The organism is Streptomyces sp. NPDC006463, from assembly GCF_042870715.1.
Lineage (GTDB): Bacteria > Actinomycetota > Actinomycetes > Streptomycetales > Streptomycetaceae > Streptomyces.
Window position 1 is genome coordinate 179,918 of the sequence record NZ_JBIAHP010000006.1, and the last position, 14,111, is coordinate 194,028.

The window sequence follows — 14,111 nt, forward strand, 5'->3', positions numbered from 1 at the left end:
CGTCGTCTTCAGCGGGAGGCCGCGGCCATCGGCTCGGCCTCCCGGACGTGGCTCCCGGGGCCGGCGTCGGTGCTTTCGCGCCGGCGCCGGTTCCGGCGCAGCAGGGCCTGGTCGGTCCACAGGGCCGCCGGCACTCCCACGACCCCGGCCAGCAGAACCGATCCGGCCAGACCCCGGCTCTTGGTGCCGGTCTGCGCCACCGCGTTCGGAGGCACCAGGAGGGTGACGCTCATCCGCGCCGCTTCGGGGATGCCCTGCTCCGTCTGCAGGTCCGTCAGGTGCTTGGTGTAGAGCTCGATGATCTTCCGTACGGTGGCGTCGGCGGCGGCCGCGCCGGGCTGCTCGGCCTGGATCTGCAGGGAGGGGATCAGGTAGCGCGGGGTCACGCTGGTGCCGCTGTTGCGCGGGATCAGCCGGTAGGTGCCGGTGACTCCCGCGACCCTGAGCTCGGCCTCCGCGGCGGGCGAGTCCAGCTGCTGCACCGCCGCGTAGGAGACGGCGGCGAGCGGCGGCTGCAGGTTCACGAGCTGGTTCGGCTGGCTGCCGGTCACCGGTGGCTTGAGCACCACGATGGCCGAGCTGAGGTACGTCACGGAGGGGCGGAGCACCTGGTAGGCGCCGGCGGCCGCGAGCGCCATCGCAACGACCAGGACGTACCAGCGCCGACGCAGCGCGCGGACCAACTCACCAGGCGACACACGATTCCCTTCGTCGCGATCGATCCTTGCAGGACACGCGTCGGCACGCCATCAAATCCCGTACCTCGTGGGGGCGTCAGTGACCATCGGTGAGATATTCGCGGTGCTGCGGCGCCGCTGGTACGTGATGGCGCCGCTGACGCTGATCGGCCTCCTGGCGGCCGTGCACCTGTACCGGTCGGTGCCGGTGGCGTACCAGTCGCAGAGTTCGGTGGCGCTGACCGATTCCAAGGCGGTGGCCGAACTGGCGCCCACCTTCGGCAATCCCATCGCGAACGCCGGCGGTTCGCTGGTCGTGACCGCGGACGTGCTGATCAGAGCCCTGTCGGGGACGGATGCGGCGCGGGATCTGCACGGCCTCGGCGTCACGGACCCGTACGCGGTCTCCTTCGCCGCGAACGCCTCGGGCCCGATGCTCACGCTGACGGTCACGGGCACCGACCGGGAGAAGGTGCTCCGCGAGACCAATATCCTCACCGGTTTCGCCGGGGAGCAGCTGGGGGCGCTACAGGCCGCGGCCAAGGTCGAGCCCGAGTACTTCGTCCACACCGCCCCGGTGGTGCTGCCGCAGACCCCGCGGCCCCAGCTCAAGAGCCGCTACCAGCAGGTGCTGGGCGTCATCATCCTGTGCACGACGGCCGGTTTCACCCTGTCCTTCGTGACCGAGACCGCGGTGGTGGCCCTGCGCCGCAGGCGCGCGAACGGGTCGTCCGCTGTGCGCGCCTGGCGTGCGCACCGGCGGGCCCGGGGCCGGCAACTGGACGCGGTCGCCCTGCTCAGCGGATATCTGGCGCTGGCCTTCTTCATCCCCTCGAACCTGACGCTGCCGGGGATGGGCGGGGTGGGCACCCCGGCCAACGTGTTCGCGCTGCTGGGCCTCTTCTGGTACCTGGCGGCCTGGATCACCGGCCGCATCCGGCCGGCCCCGGGCACCCGGCTGTCCCGGGTCGTGATGTGCCTGCTGGCCGTGTCGGTGCTGGCCTCGTACCTCGCGAACGCGACGCGCGGCAGTTCGCAGAAGGAGGTCCTCGCGGCGGACCGCGGCCTGATCGGGCTGCTCGTGTGGGTGTCCCTGGTGGTGCTGGTCTCGGCGGGGATCCAGGACCGGGCGCGCCTGGACGTGCTGCTGCGCCGGGTCGTGGTGATGGGGGCGGTGGTGGCCGCGATCGGCTACTACGACTTCTTCAGCGCGACCAACATCGCCGACAAGATCAGCATCCCGGGGCTCCAGTCGGCCGCCGCCCAGCTCACCGCCATGGACCGCGGCTCCTTCACCCGGCCCCGCTCCACCACGGCGCATCCCCTGGAGTTCGGCGGGATGCTCGCCATCCTGCTGCCCTTCGCCGTGCACCAGGCCTTCGACCCGGTGCGGCGGCACCTGAGCGGCTGGCGCCGCTGGGGGCCGGTGGCGCTGATGGGAGGCGCCCTGCCGCTCACGGTGTCGCGGACCTCCATCATCGGGGCGCTCATCGTGGTCCTGGTGATGGTGCTGCGCTGGAAGCCGCAGCGCAGGTGGGCCGCGATCGGTCTGCTGCTGGGCTCGGTGGCCTGCTTCAAGGTGATCGTCCCGGGACTGATCGGCACCATCACCACGCTGTTCGGGTCCTTCCTGGCGAACTCCGACAGCAGCACCCAGGCGCGCACCGTCAAGTACAGCGCGATCGTCCCCTACCTCGACGAACGCCCCCTGTTCGGGCGCGGCTTCGGCACGTTCCTGCCCGAGCTGTTCTTCTTCACGGACAACCAGTACATGCTGACGCTGGCCGAGATGGGCTTCCTGGGGCTGATCGCGCTCCTGGTCCTCATCTTCACCGGCGTCCACCAGGGCGGTGCCATCCGCAGGCTGGCCCGTACCGAATCCGACCGTGAGCTCGGGCAGGCCTTCTTCGCCTCCGCCCTGGTCTCCCTGGTCATCAGCGCCACCTTCGACGCCCTCAGCTTCCCGATGTTCGCGGGGATGTTCTTCCTGACGATCGCCGCCGGAGGCAGCTACCTCGGCTTCATCCGGCGCGAGGCGCCGAAGCCCCGAACCGTGGAGTCCCCGTGCCCGGTCCCGTCCGACCCGTCCGTCCCGTCAGCTCCGCCGGTCCCGTCGGTCCCGTCGGCCCCCTAGGCCCCGTTGCCGTTCTCGTCGTCACCTGGAACAGCGCCGGGGTGCTCCCGGAGTTCCTCGCCTCACTGCCGGAGGGCATGGCCGGGCTGGACTGGCGCCTGGTCGTCGCCGACAACGACTCGGCCGACGGCACCGTGGACCTGGTCCGCTCGCTGGCCCCGGACGCGACCGTCGTCCAGACCGGCCGCAACGCCGGCTACGCGGCCGGGGTGAACGCCGCCCTCGGGGCCGCCGCCGCGTGGGAAGGCGGCTTCCGTGCGGCCCTGGTGTGCAATCCGGACGTCCGGATGCGGCGCGGCTGCGCCAAGGTGCTCGTGGACGCGCTCGACGCCCCGCCGGCCGAGGGCGGCAGGGTCGGGATCAGCGTCCCGCTGCTGTACGAGGACGACGGCCGTACCCTCGTGCACTCGCTCCGCCGGGAGTCGAGCGTGTCCCGCGCCCTCGGCGAGGCCGTCATCGGCAACCGCCGGGCCGGGCGCTTCCCCCGCCTCGGCGAACTGGTCACCGACCCCGCCGCGTACGGGCGGCCCACGTACGCGGACTGGGCGACCGGAGCCCTGATGGCCCTCTCCGCGGACTGCCTGGCCGCCTGCGGCCCGTGGGACGAGTCCTTCTTCCTCTATTCCGAGGAGACCGAATACTGCCTGCGTGCGCGGGACCGGGACTACCGCACCCGGCTGGAGCCGGCAGCCGAAGCCGTACACCTCGGCGGTGACTCCCGGATCTCGCCCCGGCTCTGGACGCTGCTCACCCTCAACCGCGTCCGTCTGTACCGGCGCCGGCACGGCGCCCTCGCCACGGCCGCCTTCCGCGCCGCCGTCCTGCTCCGGGAGACCTCGCGAGCCGCGCTCGGCCGCCCGGCCAGCCGCGCGGCCGCGGCCGCACTCGCCCGGCCGGGCGCCCTGCGTACGACGCCGGGGCCCTGACCGTCCCCCTAACCCTCGCTGCGTGGGCGGCAGACCATGGCGACGAAGTCGTGCCCCACCTCCGGGAGCGCCGCGTCCTCGGCGGCGAAGCACCGCTCCAGCAGCGCCAGCGTCTCCGGGTCCTGGTCACGGAAGTTGTGCGCGATCCCGGAGAACGCGATGTGCAGCACCGTGCCCCCGTAGGGCCGTTCCTCGACCACCTCGAAGTGGCGTCGCAGGCCCGGCAGCAGCGCCGCCGCGTCGACCGCCTCCGAGGGGTCGTCCAAGACCATCGACAGCCTGCTGGGCCGCACGACGCGGCGCTTGATCCGGCCGTCGGCCAGGCGCCGCCGCTCCTCGGGAAGCCGGGCCAGCAGCGCGTTCGCGGCGTCCAGTTGGCGGTCGGTCCACTGGAACCGGGTGGGGCCGACGAACTCGTCGATCACGAACGTCCCGCCGGGCTCGATCAGTCGGGACAGGCGTGGCAGGGTCTGGTCGAGGTCGTCGAAGTGGTGCAGCGACTGCAGGCCCAGCAGCACGTCGAAGCGTTCCCCGTCGCTGGTCATCCGGTTGACGTCGGTGACCCGGAAGCGCAGGACTTCGGCGAGGCCGTGCTCGGCGGCGGCGCGGGTGGCGAAGTCGATCCGCTGCTGCGCCACGTCCACGCCCTCCAGGAGAGCGAACGCACCGGTCTTCGCCCAGAGCAGTTCGTTTCCGCCGGTGCCGCACCCCAGCGAGAGGCCGCGCAGATCGGTGCGCGGCGCGAAGTGCTTGGCGGCCACGTACTGGGGATAGGAGGTGTCCGCGTCGCCGGTCATGAGCAGGTTCCACCGCTTGATGACCCCCGGTATGGCCCACCACTCGGTCAGCGACGGGTCTACCTGGGACCAGTGCTGGACCACCCGCGCGCCGCCGCGCACCCGCAGCTTGGCCAGCACCGGGTCCAGTTCCAGCCGTCGCACCTTGCGCAGCAGCCGGTCCGCATCATGCCTGTTGATCAGGTTGTTCAGCATGCGCGCTCCGTTCGTACGGCCGTCAGCGACTTCGTGACACCGAGCACCCGCTCGCCGAGGAGCACCGATCCGGGGAACAGGTAGCGCATTTCGGCGCGTGTCAGCAGCTCGATGTTGATCACGGCGTTCATCGCCAACTCCGGGCTGTCGGGACGGCTGTGGACGAGCGGCCAGTGCCGTACCAGGCGTGTCCTGGCGGCCAGTGGCAGGAACTGGAAGCCGGGCGCCACGAAGTGCGGCTCGACCGGGAAGTAGCGGTACGGCGTCTGGATCCAGTGCAGCGGCGCCAGGGACTCGACGGCGGCGACGAACCGGCGGCGCTGGCTGTGGCCGCCCACGTGCTCGATGGTCGAGTTGGAGAAGACCAGGTCATAGCCACCGTGGCTGCTCAGTTCGGCGGCGACCGCCGGGTCGGTGACGTCCGCTACCTCCGCCGTGATCCAGTCGGGCAGTTCGGCGGGATGTTCCTCCAGATTGATCAGGTGGACGTGCTTGGCGCGCACCGGTGCGCGCAGCCACATCTCGGCCGTCCCGCCCAGGTCCACGACGCTCATGCTCTCGATGCCGGGGAAGCAGCGTTGAAAACGCTGCCAGCGGGCGATGCGCAGTCGTTCGCCCAGCGAGCCGGGTGCGTCGACGAACTTGTTTCTGAGGGCCCGGGATCGGGGCATGGGATCAACCACCTGTGGTCGGAGCGGAAGGGGGGCAAGCCTCAACTGGGCTGTCGCCACTGCGTGTAGAAGCTGGCCGGGTTCATCAGGTATCGGACGGTGGGGTGCGGTACATGGAGCACCCGGTGCCGGCGGCCGTAGCGGCGGATCAGCTCCCAGTCCTCGCGGGGCAGCACCTCCGGTGTCCGGCGCAGACGGCTGAAGTGCAGGGAGCGGTTGCGGCGTGCGACGAAGGCGTTGGTGTCCAGGAAGGCCTCCCGGGCGGCGCGGCGCCGGTCGTAGGGCACCGACAGGACGTCGATCTCGCTGCCGTCGGGCAGGACGCGGCGCAGCGCCGTGTAGACGCCGTCGGGCCCGTCGGGAGACTCCAGGACCGCCAGCGTCCGTTCCAGATGGTCGGGTTCCCAGAGGTTGTCGTCGTCCAGGAACGCCACGTACCGCGAGCGGGTGAGGCGGATGCCCACGTTGCGCACGACACCCGCCACACCGGTGTTCAGTGCCAGCGACACGGCGAACAGTCGTGGGTCGTCGGGGAGTTCCGGGAGTCCCGCGCCGTCGTCGACCACGATCACGACCTGGTCGGACACGGTCTGGTCCAGGGCCGAGCGCACCGCGGCACGCAGCTCCTCGGGGCGCCGGTGGGTGGCGATCACCGTGGCGACCATCGCCGAGGGCGGCGACGGCAGGACCGCGGCCAGCCGTCGGGTCTCGGAGTCCTCGATCCGCAGCAGCCGCACCGCGGTGGGGGCCAGCAGGACCTTGTTCCGGGCCTCGAAGAGCGCCAGCCAGCCGAACAACGCCTTGAGCAGCGTCCAGGGCGCCCGCGCGACGCGGCGCATGAGGCCGCTCACGGGGCCGGCTCGGGCTCGATCGGGCGGCCGTCGGACATCCGGTTGTTCCGCCACACGTTTCCGTCGCCGCCGTGGTTCCAGTGGGCGACCACGCCGTAGCCGCCGGAGGCGGGGTGGTACTGCGTCGAGAAGACGTTGTCGGTGACCTTGATCCCGGTGGCGCCGGTGCTGCCGCCGTAGAGGGCGTACGCGCCGCCGGCCACCCAGTTGTTGTCCACGGTGACGTTGCGTACCACCCCGGTGTCCGCGAACAGGCCGATGCTCCCCGAGGCACCCTGCGTGAGGCTGGTCGGGTTCAGCAGGGTGTTGTGCCGGATGATCATCTCGCCGGTGCCGTCCCCACCGCTGATCACCGCGTTGGTGTGCTGCCACTCGCCGCCCAGGTTGACGAACGGGACGATGTCGTGGACGTAGTTGTCGTGCAGATTGCCCTGCCCCATGGACAGGGCGTCGCCGAACACCGAGATGTCGCACCAGCCGACCTCGATGGAGCTGCCCCCCATGTTCGACACCGCGTAGTCCACGCCGCCGTTGTCCGGCCCCTTGCCGGGCACGGCTGTGATGGTGGAGTGCAGGACCCGCAGGCCGCCGAAACCGGGGCGCAGGTTGATGCCCCACCAGCTGTCCGAGGTGATCTTGGTGTCGATGACGGTGACGTCGTTCGCATAGATGTCGAGCGAGCCGGTGATGTCCTCCCCCCGGATGACGAGCCCGTCGGTACGGACGGCCATGTACCCGGTCTTGCGGGGTGTGAGGGGGATCCGCGGACCGGTGGTGCCGGCGTCGGGGAAGCCGCAGGCCCCGGGAGAGGCGCAAGCGGGCTTGGCCGCGGGTGTGCCGGACGCAGTGCCGGCGCCCGCCGTCGCGGTGGGCTTACCCGTCGGGGACGCAGAGGCGGCGGGGCTGCCGGTCGCCTGACCGGCTGCGGTCGACGGACCGGCGCTCGGCGTCGCCGGGGACCCGCTCGCAGGGCAGGTCGGTGCGTCATCCGGGCAGCCCGGCAGCGCGGACCTGCCCGATCCCGAGCAGGCCACGCCCAGGACCGCCAGTAGGGCTGCGAGCAGCAGTCCCGCGAGCGGGTTCCGGCTGATGCGCCGTGACATCAGGCTCACCTCACGTCCTGTTGGGTACGCCGCGCAGGAAGGCGCGACTGGGCAGTACGCACACCGTGTAGCCGGCCAGGGCGATCGCGGCGATGGCGAGGAGCGCGAGCCGGCCGTCGCCGAACCGGTGCTCCAGGCCGAGGATGATCGCGGCCATCACGGCCCCGCCGAGGAAGGGCCACGCGCAGGCCCTGGCGATCGAGCCGACACCGATTCCTCCGCGGCTGAGGGCGAACAGGAATACCGGGACCACCATGCCGCCGGCGACCAGGACATGGGCCTGGGAGACTCCGACGATGCCGTTCAGGCGGGCGGCGACGAGGAGTGCCGGGACCAGGGCTGCCAGCCACAGGCCCTGCACCAGGAAGAGCGAGCGGCGTTGTCCGATCGCGACCAGGCAGTCGTAGGCGAGTTCGCCGCCGATGCGGATCAGGCCGAGGGCCATCAGCCAGGGCAGTGCCGCGGCGGCGGGAACCCACTGGCTCCCGTAGATCAGCTGGATGACCGGCCCCGCGAGGCCGGCCAGAAGGACGCACAGCGGGACGGTGCCGGTGATCAGTACGCCCAGGGCTCGGCTGAAGCCCTGGGCGAGCGCCTGCGGCGAGTCGGCCAGGCGGGAGAAGCCGGCGAAGGAGACCCGGCGGGCGGCCTCGGAGATGACCCTCACGGGCCAGCCGGAGACGTTGAAGGCGAGCACGTAGAAGCCCAGGGACACGTTGCCCAGCGTCGCGCCCACCACCATGGTGTCGACGTTGACCACTGCGAGGGCCAGCATGCTCGCCCCTGCCAGCGGAAGCCCGAACCTCAGCAGCGCCCGGGCCTGCCCGGGGTCCCAGCCGAATTTCACAGTGCCCGGTGCAGCCAGCCAGCAGCCGATCAGCGTCACGACGTTCCCCGCCACGGCTCCCCAGGCGAAGCTCATCGCGCCCCAGCCCTCGAAGGCCAGCAGCAGCGTCACCGACGTGCTGAGCACGAAGTTGAGCCCGTCGATGACCATCCGCTTGCCCTGGGCGAACTCACGGGTGAGGAAGCCGCCGGGCACCTGTGCCACCCCGTCGATCACCACGCACAGGCACATCACGCGCAGTACGCCCGCGGCGTCCGGCGAGCCGAGCAGGCCGGCCACCGTCGGTGCCGCCGCGAACAGCGCCACGTACAGCAGTCCGCTGGAGAGGGTGCTGAGGGTCAGTACGGTCGGCGCGAACCGCCGCGCGTCCCCCTCCCAGCGCACGATGGCCAGGCCCACGCCCAGCTCGTTCGCGGACAGCAGGACCAGCAGCACGGTCTGGGCGATCCCGTACACGCCCCATTCCGCGGGGCCCAGGGCGAAACGTGCCAGTACGATGCCGGTCGCGAAGTTGCCCAGGCGCATGACGACGGTATTGATCAGGCTCCACCGGGCCGCCGAACGGACCTTCCGGCCGAGGGAGGAAGAAGCGAGGAGTGCGGGAGCGGTTGGAGCGGGGGCGTCGCTCGGCTCACCGGTCTCACTGTCCGGTGCGCGGACGGTGTCCATGAGTCGACTCCTAGTCGAGCGGCTCGGCGGCGGACCCCACGGGCGTGACGGGCTGCGGCGCCGTGGGCTCTGCGGCGGCCGGACCGTCCTCGGCGGACCGCGCCCAGGTGGGCGGCCGCCGGATGGCGAGCGTGCTTTCCACGACCGGTTCGCGGGTCGAGGGGACGGGGACGGTCGTCTCCTGCTCCGGCTCGGAGCCCTGGGCCTCCGGCTCCGGCTCGGGCTCGGGCTCGGGCTCGGGCTTGTGCGGCCTCCTGCGCGCCTCCACGTAAAAGGCGGCGACCAGGCTGAGCACCAGGCCCAGGCCCCCGGCCATGACGAGGTACTGCAGCCTGGTCTTGGTCTCGGCCACCGGTTTCTGCGGCGGCACGACCGTCGCCATGCGGATCATGGCGTCCGGGGCGACGTTCTGCTTCGCCTGGAGCTCGGTGAGCCGCTTTTCGGCGTAGGCGGTGAGCTTCTTGTCCGACTCCTGGACGCGGTCCGGGTCGCTCCCGGTGGCAATGAGCCACATGAACGGGCCCAGGGCATTGTCGGCGATCTTCGCCTCGGGCGTTCCGGTGACCCCCAGCTCCTTGAGGTCGGCCAACGAGTCGTCGGAGTTGAGGTTGCGGGCGAGCCCGTCGGCCATGCCGGTGAGGGAGGTCTGCGTGCTCAGGAAGGGGTTGCCGTCGTAGGCCTCGGTGGCCTTCTGCGAGTTGAGCAGGGTCACGGTGCTCTGTGACCGGTACGTCACCGGCACCACCAGGTGGACTCCGACGACGAGCGCCCCGGTGATCAGCAGTCCGGGCAGCAGCACGTACCAGCGCCTGCGCATGACCCGCCATATCTCGGCGAGGTCCATGGTCTTCCCCCTCTTGTCACACGGTTGGTGCGGTTGGTGCGGGCGGTGCGGTTACGGCGTCCGCGGGACGAGGTCGGTGGGCCTGGGCCGGGTCCGCGCGGTCCCGCCGTCCAGCAGGACCGCGGCGATGCGCTCGCTCGCGCGGCCGTCCCAGAGCTCGGGGCAGCGGGCGGCCGGCGGGTCGTCGAGCACCCGGTTCACCGTGGCCACGATGCGCTCCGGATCCGTGCCCGCCAGTACGTTCGTGCCCTCCGACACGGTCACGGGCCGCTCGGTGTTCTCCCGCAGCGTCACGCAGGGCACACCCAGCGCGGTGGTCTCCTCCTGGATGCCGCCGGAGTCGGTGAGCACCAGGCGGGCGGAGTCCTGCAGGGCGATGAAGTCGAGGTATCCGGCAGCCGGAACCAGCCGGATGCCGCCCGGCACGCCGAGTTCGGCCAGTCGCTCGGCGGCCCGCGGGTGCACGGGCAACAGCAGGGGGCAGCGGACGGCGATCTCGCCCAGGGCCTTCAGCAGGCCGCCGAGGGCCGCGGGGTCGTCCACGTTGGCCGGGCGGTGCAGGGTGACCAGGCCGTATCCGCCCCGGGTCAGCCCGTACCGGTCCAGGACGTCGGACTGCCTGGCCCGGTCCAGGTTGGCGAGGAGGGTGTCGATCATGACGTTGCCGACGACGTGGATCTGGTCGTCCCGGTAGCCCTCCGCCCGCAGGTTCGCGGCGGCGTCGGGCGAGGGCGCCAGCAGGTAGTCGCTGACCCGGTCGGTGGCGACGCGGTTGACCTCCTCCGGCATGCTCCAGTCACGGCTGCGCAGGCCCGCCTCCACGTGGGCCAGCAGCGGGCCGGCCTTCGCGGTCACCAGGGCGCAGGCGAGCGTGGAGTTGATGTCGCCGACCACCACCACCGCGTCCGGGGCCACCTCGTCGAGCAGCGGCTCGAAGGCGGCCATCACCCTCCCCGTCTGCTGGGCGTGGGTGCCGGAACCGGCGCCCAGGTATCGGTCGGGGGTGCGGATGCCCAGATCGCGGAAGAACACGTCGTTCATGGACTCGTCGTAGTGCTGTCCGGTGTGGACGAGGACCACCTCGGCGCCGCGGCGCTCCAGTGCGTCCATCACCGGCTTGATCTTCATGTAGTTGGGCCGCGCTCCGGCGACGCACACGATCTTCGTCACGGTCATGGCTCAGAGCACCTCCACGGTCGGTCCGGACAACCGGTTGCGGCAGTCGAGGACGAAGGAGGCGTGCTCGGTGATCATCCCGTAGTCGAAGGAGTCGTGGTCGGTGAGCAGGACGACCACGTCGGCCGCCGCCAGTTCCTTGCGGGTCGGCTCGACCCGCACGAGGCGGGCGTCGACCTTGATGCTCTCCACCACGTGGGGGTCGGCCGCGCGGACCTTGGCCCCCATGTCGAGGAGCAGCTGCGAGACGCGTACGGCGGGCGACTCCCGGGCGTCGCCGGTGTTCTTCTTGTACGCCAGCCCGAGGAGCAGGACCTTGGAGCCGTTGACCGAGCGGCGTTTGGCGTTGAGCGCGTCGATCACGCGGCGCGTCACGTACTCGGGCATGTGGTTGTTGATGTCGTTGGCGAGTTCGACGAAGCGGAAGTTCTGGCCGAGTTCGCGCTGCACCCGCCAGTTCAGGTACGAGGGGTCGATCGGCAGGCAGTGACCGCCGACGCCCGGGCCCGGGGTGAACTTCATGAAGCCGAAGGGCTTGCTGGACGCGGCCTCGATGGACTGCCAGACGTCGATGTCGAGGTGGCGGGCGAACATGGCGATCTCGTTGACGAGCGCGATGTTCACGTGCCGGAAGGTGTTCTCCAGCAGTTTGGCCAGCTCGGCCTCCTTGGGCGAGCGCACCGGCACGGTGGTGTCGACGAGTTGCCCGTAGAAGGCCTCGACGGCCTTCAGGGAGCGCGCGTCGACGCCGGAGACCACCTTGGGGGTCTGCTGGAAGCCCCAGACGGTGTTGCCCGGGTCGATGCGCTCGGGGCTGTAGCCGAGGTGGAAGTCCTCGCCCGCGGTGAGCCCGGATCCGTCCTCCAGGATCGGCGCGAACAGCTCCTCGGTGGTGCCCGGGTAGGTGGTGGACTCCAGGACCACGGTCGCGCCCGGGCGCAGGAAGCGGGCCAGGGTGTGCGCCGACTCCTCGATGTAGCGCAGGTCGGGCGCCCCGTCCTGCAGCGGGGTCGGGACGGTGACGACGGCGACGTCGAAGCCGCCGCAGTCCCGGGCGAGTTCACTGGGCCGGTAGCTGCCGTTCTCCAGTGCCCGGGTCAGCCGTTCGCAGGAGACGTCCTCCACGTACGACTCACCGGCGGCGAGGCTCTTGACCCGCCGCGCGTCCACGTCGTACCCGATCACCTGGTGTCCGACCTCGGCGGCCCTGATGGCCAGTGGCAGGCCGACGTATCCCTGTCCCACGACGACTACGCGCATCAGTGACTCCTGTTCGCGGAAAGGGCGGGTGACGGTGTGCGGCGGATGAGTTCCCGGGCCGTCATGAGGAGGAAGGCGACATTGGTGGTGAGGTAGCGCTTGCCGAGGCGGCGCGGTTCCTGGAGGGTGCGGTAGAACCATTCGAGGCCCATCCGTTGCCAGAGCATGGGGGCCCGCTTGGTGATGCCGGCGAGGATGTCGAAGGAGCCGCCGACACCGTGCACGACGTGGGCGCCGGTGCGCTTGCCGTAGCCGGCGGTGAAGATCTCCTTCTTGGGCGAGGTCATGCCGAGGAACAGCAACCGGGCGCCGCTGTCGGCGATGGCGTCGGCGATCGTCTCCTGGGCGGAGTCGTCGAAGTAGCCGTTCCGGCTGCCCGCCACCCGCAGTTCGGGGAAGCGTGCGGAGATCTCCTGGAGCATCAGCTCCAGGACGCGTTGTTCGGCGCCGAGCAGGTAGACGGGGATGTCCGCGGTCTGGGCGGCGGCGAGCAGGCGCATGAACAGGTCGATGCCCGCGACGCGTTCCGGCAGCCGGACGCCGAGCAGGCGCCCGGCCCAGACGACGGCCTGGCCGTCGGCCAGGACCAGGTCGCAGCCCGCGACCGCCTGGGCGAGGCGGGGGTCGCGCCGCATGTTGACCAACTTCGCGGCGTTGACCATGCCGATCTCGATCTGTTCGCCGCGCCGTACCGCGTCCAGGCAGCGCTGTACGGTCTCGTCCATGGTCAGGGCGTCGAGTGAGATCCCGAAGAGGGACGGCCTTTGGGTCCGGTTCATCTCGGCAGCCCCCCGAGCCAGGCGAACAGCATCCAGCCGAACTCGTACGGGCGGCACTCGCGGTCCACCGAGGCGGGGCGGAAGACCCGGTCCAGGGGTGCGAGCCGGGCGTGCGGCGCCACGCGGGTGGTGAGTCCGCGGGCGGCGCGGACGGCCTTCATCGGATCGCCGCGGTAGACCTTGCGCCACGTGACGTCGAAGTCGTCGCGGATCATGGGCTCGCGCGGGGTCCCGTCGGGCCCTGCGAGCTCGGGCACCTCGGTCATCCAGCGCAGGCCGCGGCGGATCTCGGCTCCGAAGTCGGTGCCGCCCGCGTCGGCCAGGTCGAACAGGGCCGTCGGAGCCATGGCGTGCTGGTGGACGCTGTAGACGGGGTAGCCCTCGACCACGCCGCCGTGGCGGGCGTCGTAGTGCCACCACCACTGTCCGCCGTCCCCTTGGAGGGCGCAGATGCGGGCGGCGCACGCGTCCGCGGCCGCGAGGGCCTCGGAGTCGCCGCCGCTCGCGTGCAGCCGGGCCAGCGCCTGGAGCGGATAGGTCTGGTCGGCGAAGCAGGCCACGTGGGACCGGTATCCGGGCACCAGCCCGGGCCCTGTGGCGTGCGGGAACAGCGGGCTGCCGGCGGTCTTCGCCGCGAGCAGCCGGTCGCGGGCGGCGGCGACGCGGTCCTCCACGTCCACCGCGGCGCGGGCCGCGACGAGGGCAGAGAGGACCCAGGCGGCCTCGACGGTGTACTGCGGCCGCCCGGGTACGTCGAGTGCGGCGACCCGTTCGAGGGCGTCGGACAGCTTGGGGTGGCCGGTCTCGGCGGCGGCCCAGGCGATGAGCGCCGCGTCACCGAGGTTCGTCACCCCGGGGAGCCGTTCCACCAGCAGCCCCGCGAACTGCTCGGCGGTGAGCCCGCCGAACAGGGCGCGCTGCCGGTCTTCCGGCAGGAACCGCGCGCCCAGCGCGGTGATGGCCGCGTACCGGGTGCTGGTCCCCCGCCGCTCCAGGCGGCGGGTGCCGTCGGGTGCGACGGTCCCCACCAGCGTGAACACGAAGTTCTCGGCGCCCGGCAGGTACATCGCGGGCAGCCCCGCCTCGGCCAGGGCGAGCAGCCGCTCGGCGAGGGCGTGCAGCGGCAGGTCCTCGCGGGCCAGTGCCTCTAATCGTGCGGCGGTCATCGGGTCCCCACCCCGA

Annotated in this window: 13 protein-coding genes; 2 read left to right on the plus strand and 11 right to left on the minus strand. The window is 71.5% G+C overall.

Features of this window, described 5'->3' with window-relative positions; all coding sequences use genetic code 11:
• Positions 1 to 8: 8 nt before the first annotated feature.
• On the minus strand, positions 9 to 698 hold the full coding sequence (locus tag ACFYOB_RS13670) for a hypothetical protein (RefSeq protein WP_388559142.1): 690 nt from the start codon (positions 696 to 698) through the stop codon (positions 9 to 11).
• A 79-nt stretch (positions 699 to 777) separates the two neighbouring features.
• Here ACFYOB_RS13670 and ACFYOB_RS13675 point away from each other — a divergent pair, with 79 nt between their 5' ends.
• Both ACFYOB_RS13675 and ACFYOB_RS13680 read left to right on the plus strand, forming a co-directional pair.
• Positions 778 to 2,811, plus strand: a complete 2,034-nt coding sequence (locus ACFYOB_RS13675) for an O-antigen ligase family protein (RefSeq protein WP_388559145.1) — start codon at positions 778 to 780, stop codon at positions 2,809 to 2,811.
• On the plus strand, positions 2,742 to 3,737 hold the full coding sequence (locus tag ACFYOB_RS13680) for a glycosyltransferase (RefSeq protein WP_388559148.1): 996 nt from the start codon (positions 2,742 to 2,744) through the stop codon (positions 3,735 to 3,737). The genes ACFYOB_RS13675 and ACFYOB_RS13680 overlap by 70 nt, the downstream gene beginning before the upstream one ends.
• A gap of 8 nt (positions 3,738 to 3,745) precedes the next feature.
• Here ACFYOB_RS13680 and ACFYOB_RS13685 read toward each other — a convergent pair whose 3' ends face one another.
• Genes ACFYOB_RS13685 through ACFYOB_RS13730 form a run of 10 tightly spaced genes read right to left on the minus strand, consistent with a single transcriptional unit; the run spans position 3,746 to position 14,095 of the window.
• Positions 3,746 to 4,729 (minus strand): class I SAM-dependent methyltransferase, encoded by a 984-nt coding sequence (locus tag ACFYOB_RS13685; RefSeq protein ID WP_388559151.1) that lies wholly within the window; start codon positions 4,727 to 4,729, stop codon positions 3,746 to 3,748.
• Entirely contained in the window at positions 4,723 to 5,400 is a 678-nt protein-coding gene (locus ACFYOB_RS13690) for a class I SAM-dependent methyltransferase (protein WP_388559154.1), read from the minus strand. Before ACFYOB_RS13690 ends, ACFYOB_RS13685 begins: the two co-directional genes overlap by 7 nt.
• A gap of 41 nt (positions 5,401 to 5,441) precedes the next feature.
• Positions 5,442 to 6,239: a glycosyltransferase family 2 protein gene (locus ACFYOB_RS13695; RefSeq protein ID WP_388559157.1), complete on the minus strand. Its 798-nt coding sequence runs from the start codon at positions 6,237 to 6,239 to the stop codon at positions 5,442 to 5,444.
• Between the two features lie 8 nt (positions 6,240 to 6,247).
• A complete protein-coding gene (locus tag ACFYOB_RS13700; protein ID WP_388559160.1) occupies positions 6,248 to 7,354 on the minus strand; it encodes a hypothetical protein in 1,107 nt (368 codons plus the stop codon).
• Positions 7,355 to 7,364: 10 nt separating this feature from the next.
• A complete protein-coding gene (locus tag ACFYOB_RS13705; RefSeq protein ID WP_388559163.1) occupies positions 7,365 to 8,870 on the minus strand; it encodes a lipopolysaccharide biosynthesis protein in 1,506 nt (501 codons plus the stop codon).
• Between the two features lie 10 nt (positions 8,871 to 8,880).
• Complete coding sequence (locus tag ACFYOB_RS13710) at positions 8,881 to 9,714, minus strand: chain length determinant protein (RefSeq protein WP_388559166.1); 834 nt, start codon at positions 9,712 to 9,714, stop codon at positions 8,881 to 8,883.
• Between the two features lie 51 nt (positions 9,715 to 9,765).
• Positions 9,766 to 10,890 carry a non-hydrolyzing UDP-N-acetylglucosamine 2-epimerase gene (gene wecB / locus ACFYOB_RS13715; RefSeq protein WP_388559169.1) on the minus strand — a complete coding sequence of 375 codons (1,125 nt, stop codon included), beginning with the start codon at positions 10,888 to 10,890 and terminating at the stop codon, positions 9,766 to 9,768.
• Positions 10,891 to 10,893: 3 nt separating this feature from the next.
• Entirely contained in the window at positions 10,894 to 12,150 is a 1,257-nt protein-coding gene (locus ACFYOB_RS13720) for a nucleotide sugar dehydrogenase (protein ID WP_388559172.1), read from the minus strand.
• Positions 12,150 to 12,929, minus strand: a complete 780-nt coding sequence (locus ACFYOB_RS13725; RefSeq protein ID WP_388559175.1) for a WecB/TagA/CpsF family glycosyltransferase — start codon at positions 12,927 to 12,929, stop codon at positions 12,150 to 12,152. Before ACFYOB_RS13725 ends, ACFYOB_RS13720 begins: the two co-directional genes overlap by 1 nt.
• A complete protein-coding gene (locus tag ACFYOB_RS13730; protein ID WP_388559178.1) occupies positions 12,926 to 14,095 on the minus strand; it encodes a hypothetical protein in 1,170 nt (389 codons plus the stop codon). The genes ACFYOB_RS13725 and ACFYOB_RS13730 overlap by 4 nt, the downstream gene beginning before the upstream one ends.
• Between the last annotated feature and the right edge of the window lie 16 nt (positions 14,096 to 14,111).

Excerpts from the sequence above, each read along its gene's own strand:
- ACFYOB_RS13685 (WP_388559151.1), bottom strand. The coding sequence starts at position 4,729 with ATGCTGAACAACCTGATCAACAGGCATGATGCGGACCGGCTGCTGCGC.
- ACFYOB_RS13690 (WP_388559154.1), bottom strand. The coding sequence starts at position 5,400 with ATGCCCCGATCCCGGGCCCTCAGAAACAAGTTCGTCGACGCACCCGGC.
- ACFYOB_RS13695 (WP_388559157.1), bottom strand. The coding sequence starts at position 6,239 with ATGCGCCGCGTCGCGCGGGCGCCCTGGACGCTGCTCAAGGCGTTGTTC.
- ACFYOB_RS13700 (WP_388559160.1), bottom strand. The coding sequence starts at position 7,354 with ATGTCACGGCGCATCAGCCGGAACCCGCTCGCGGGACTGCTGCTCGCA.
- ACFYOB_RS13705 (WP_388559163.1), bottom strand. The coding sequence starts at position 8,870 with ATGGACACCGTCCGCGCACCGGACAGTGAGACCGGTGAGCCGAGCGAC.
- ACFYOB_RS13710 (WP_388559166.1), bottom strand. The coding sequence starts at position 9,714 with ATGGACCTCGCCGAGATATGGCGGGTCATGCGCAGGCGCTGGTACGTG.
- wecB (WP_388559169.1), bottom strand. The coding sequence starts at position 10,890 with ATGACCGTGACGAAGATCGTGTGCGTCGCCGGAGCGCGGCCCAACTAC.
- ACFYOB_RS13720 (WP_388559172.1), bottom strand. The coding sequence starts at position 12,150 with ATGCGCGTAGTCGTCGTGGGACAGGGATACGTCGGCCTGCCACTGGCC.
- ACFYOB_RS13725 (WP_388559175.1), bottom strand. The coding sequence starts at position 12,929 with ATGAACCGGACCCAAAGGCCGTCCCTCTTCGGGATCTCACTCGACGCC.
- ACFYOB_RS13730 (WP_388559178.1), bottom strand. The coding sequence starts at position 14,095 with ATGACCGCCGCACGATTAGAGGCACTGGCCCGCGAGGACCTGCCGCTG.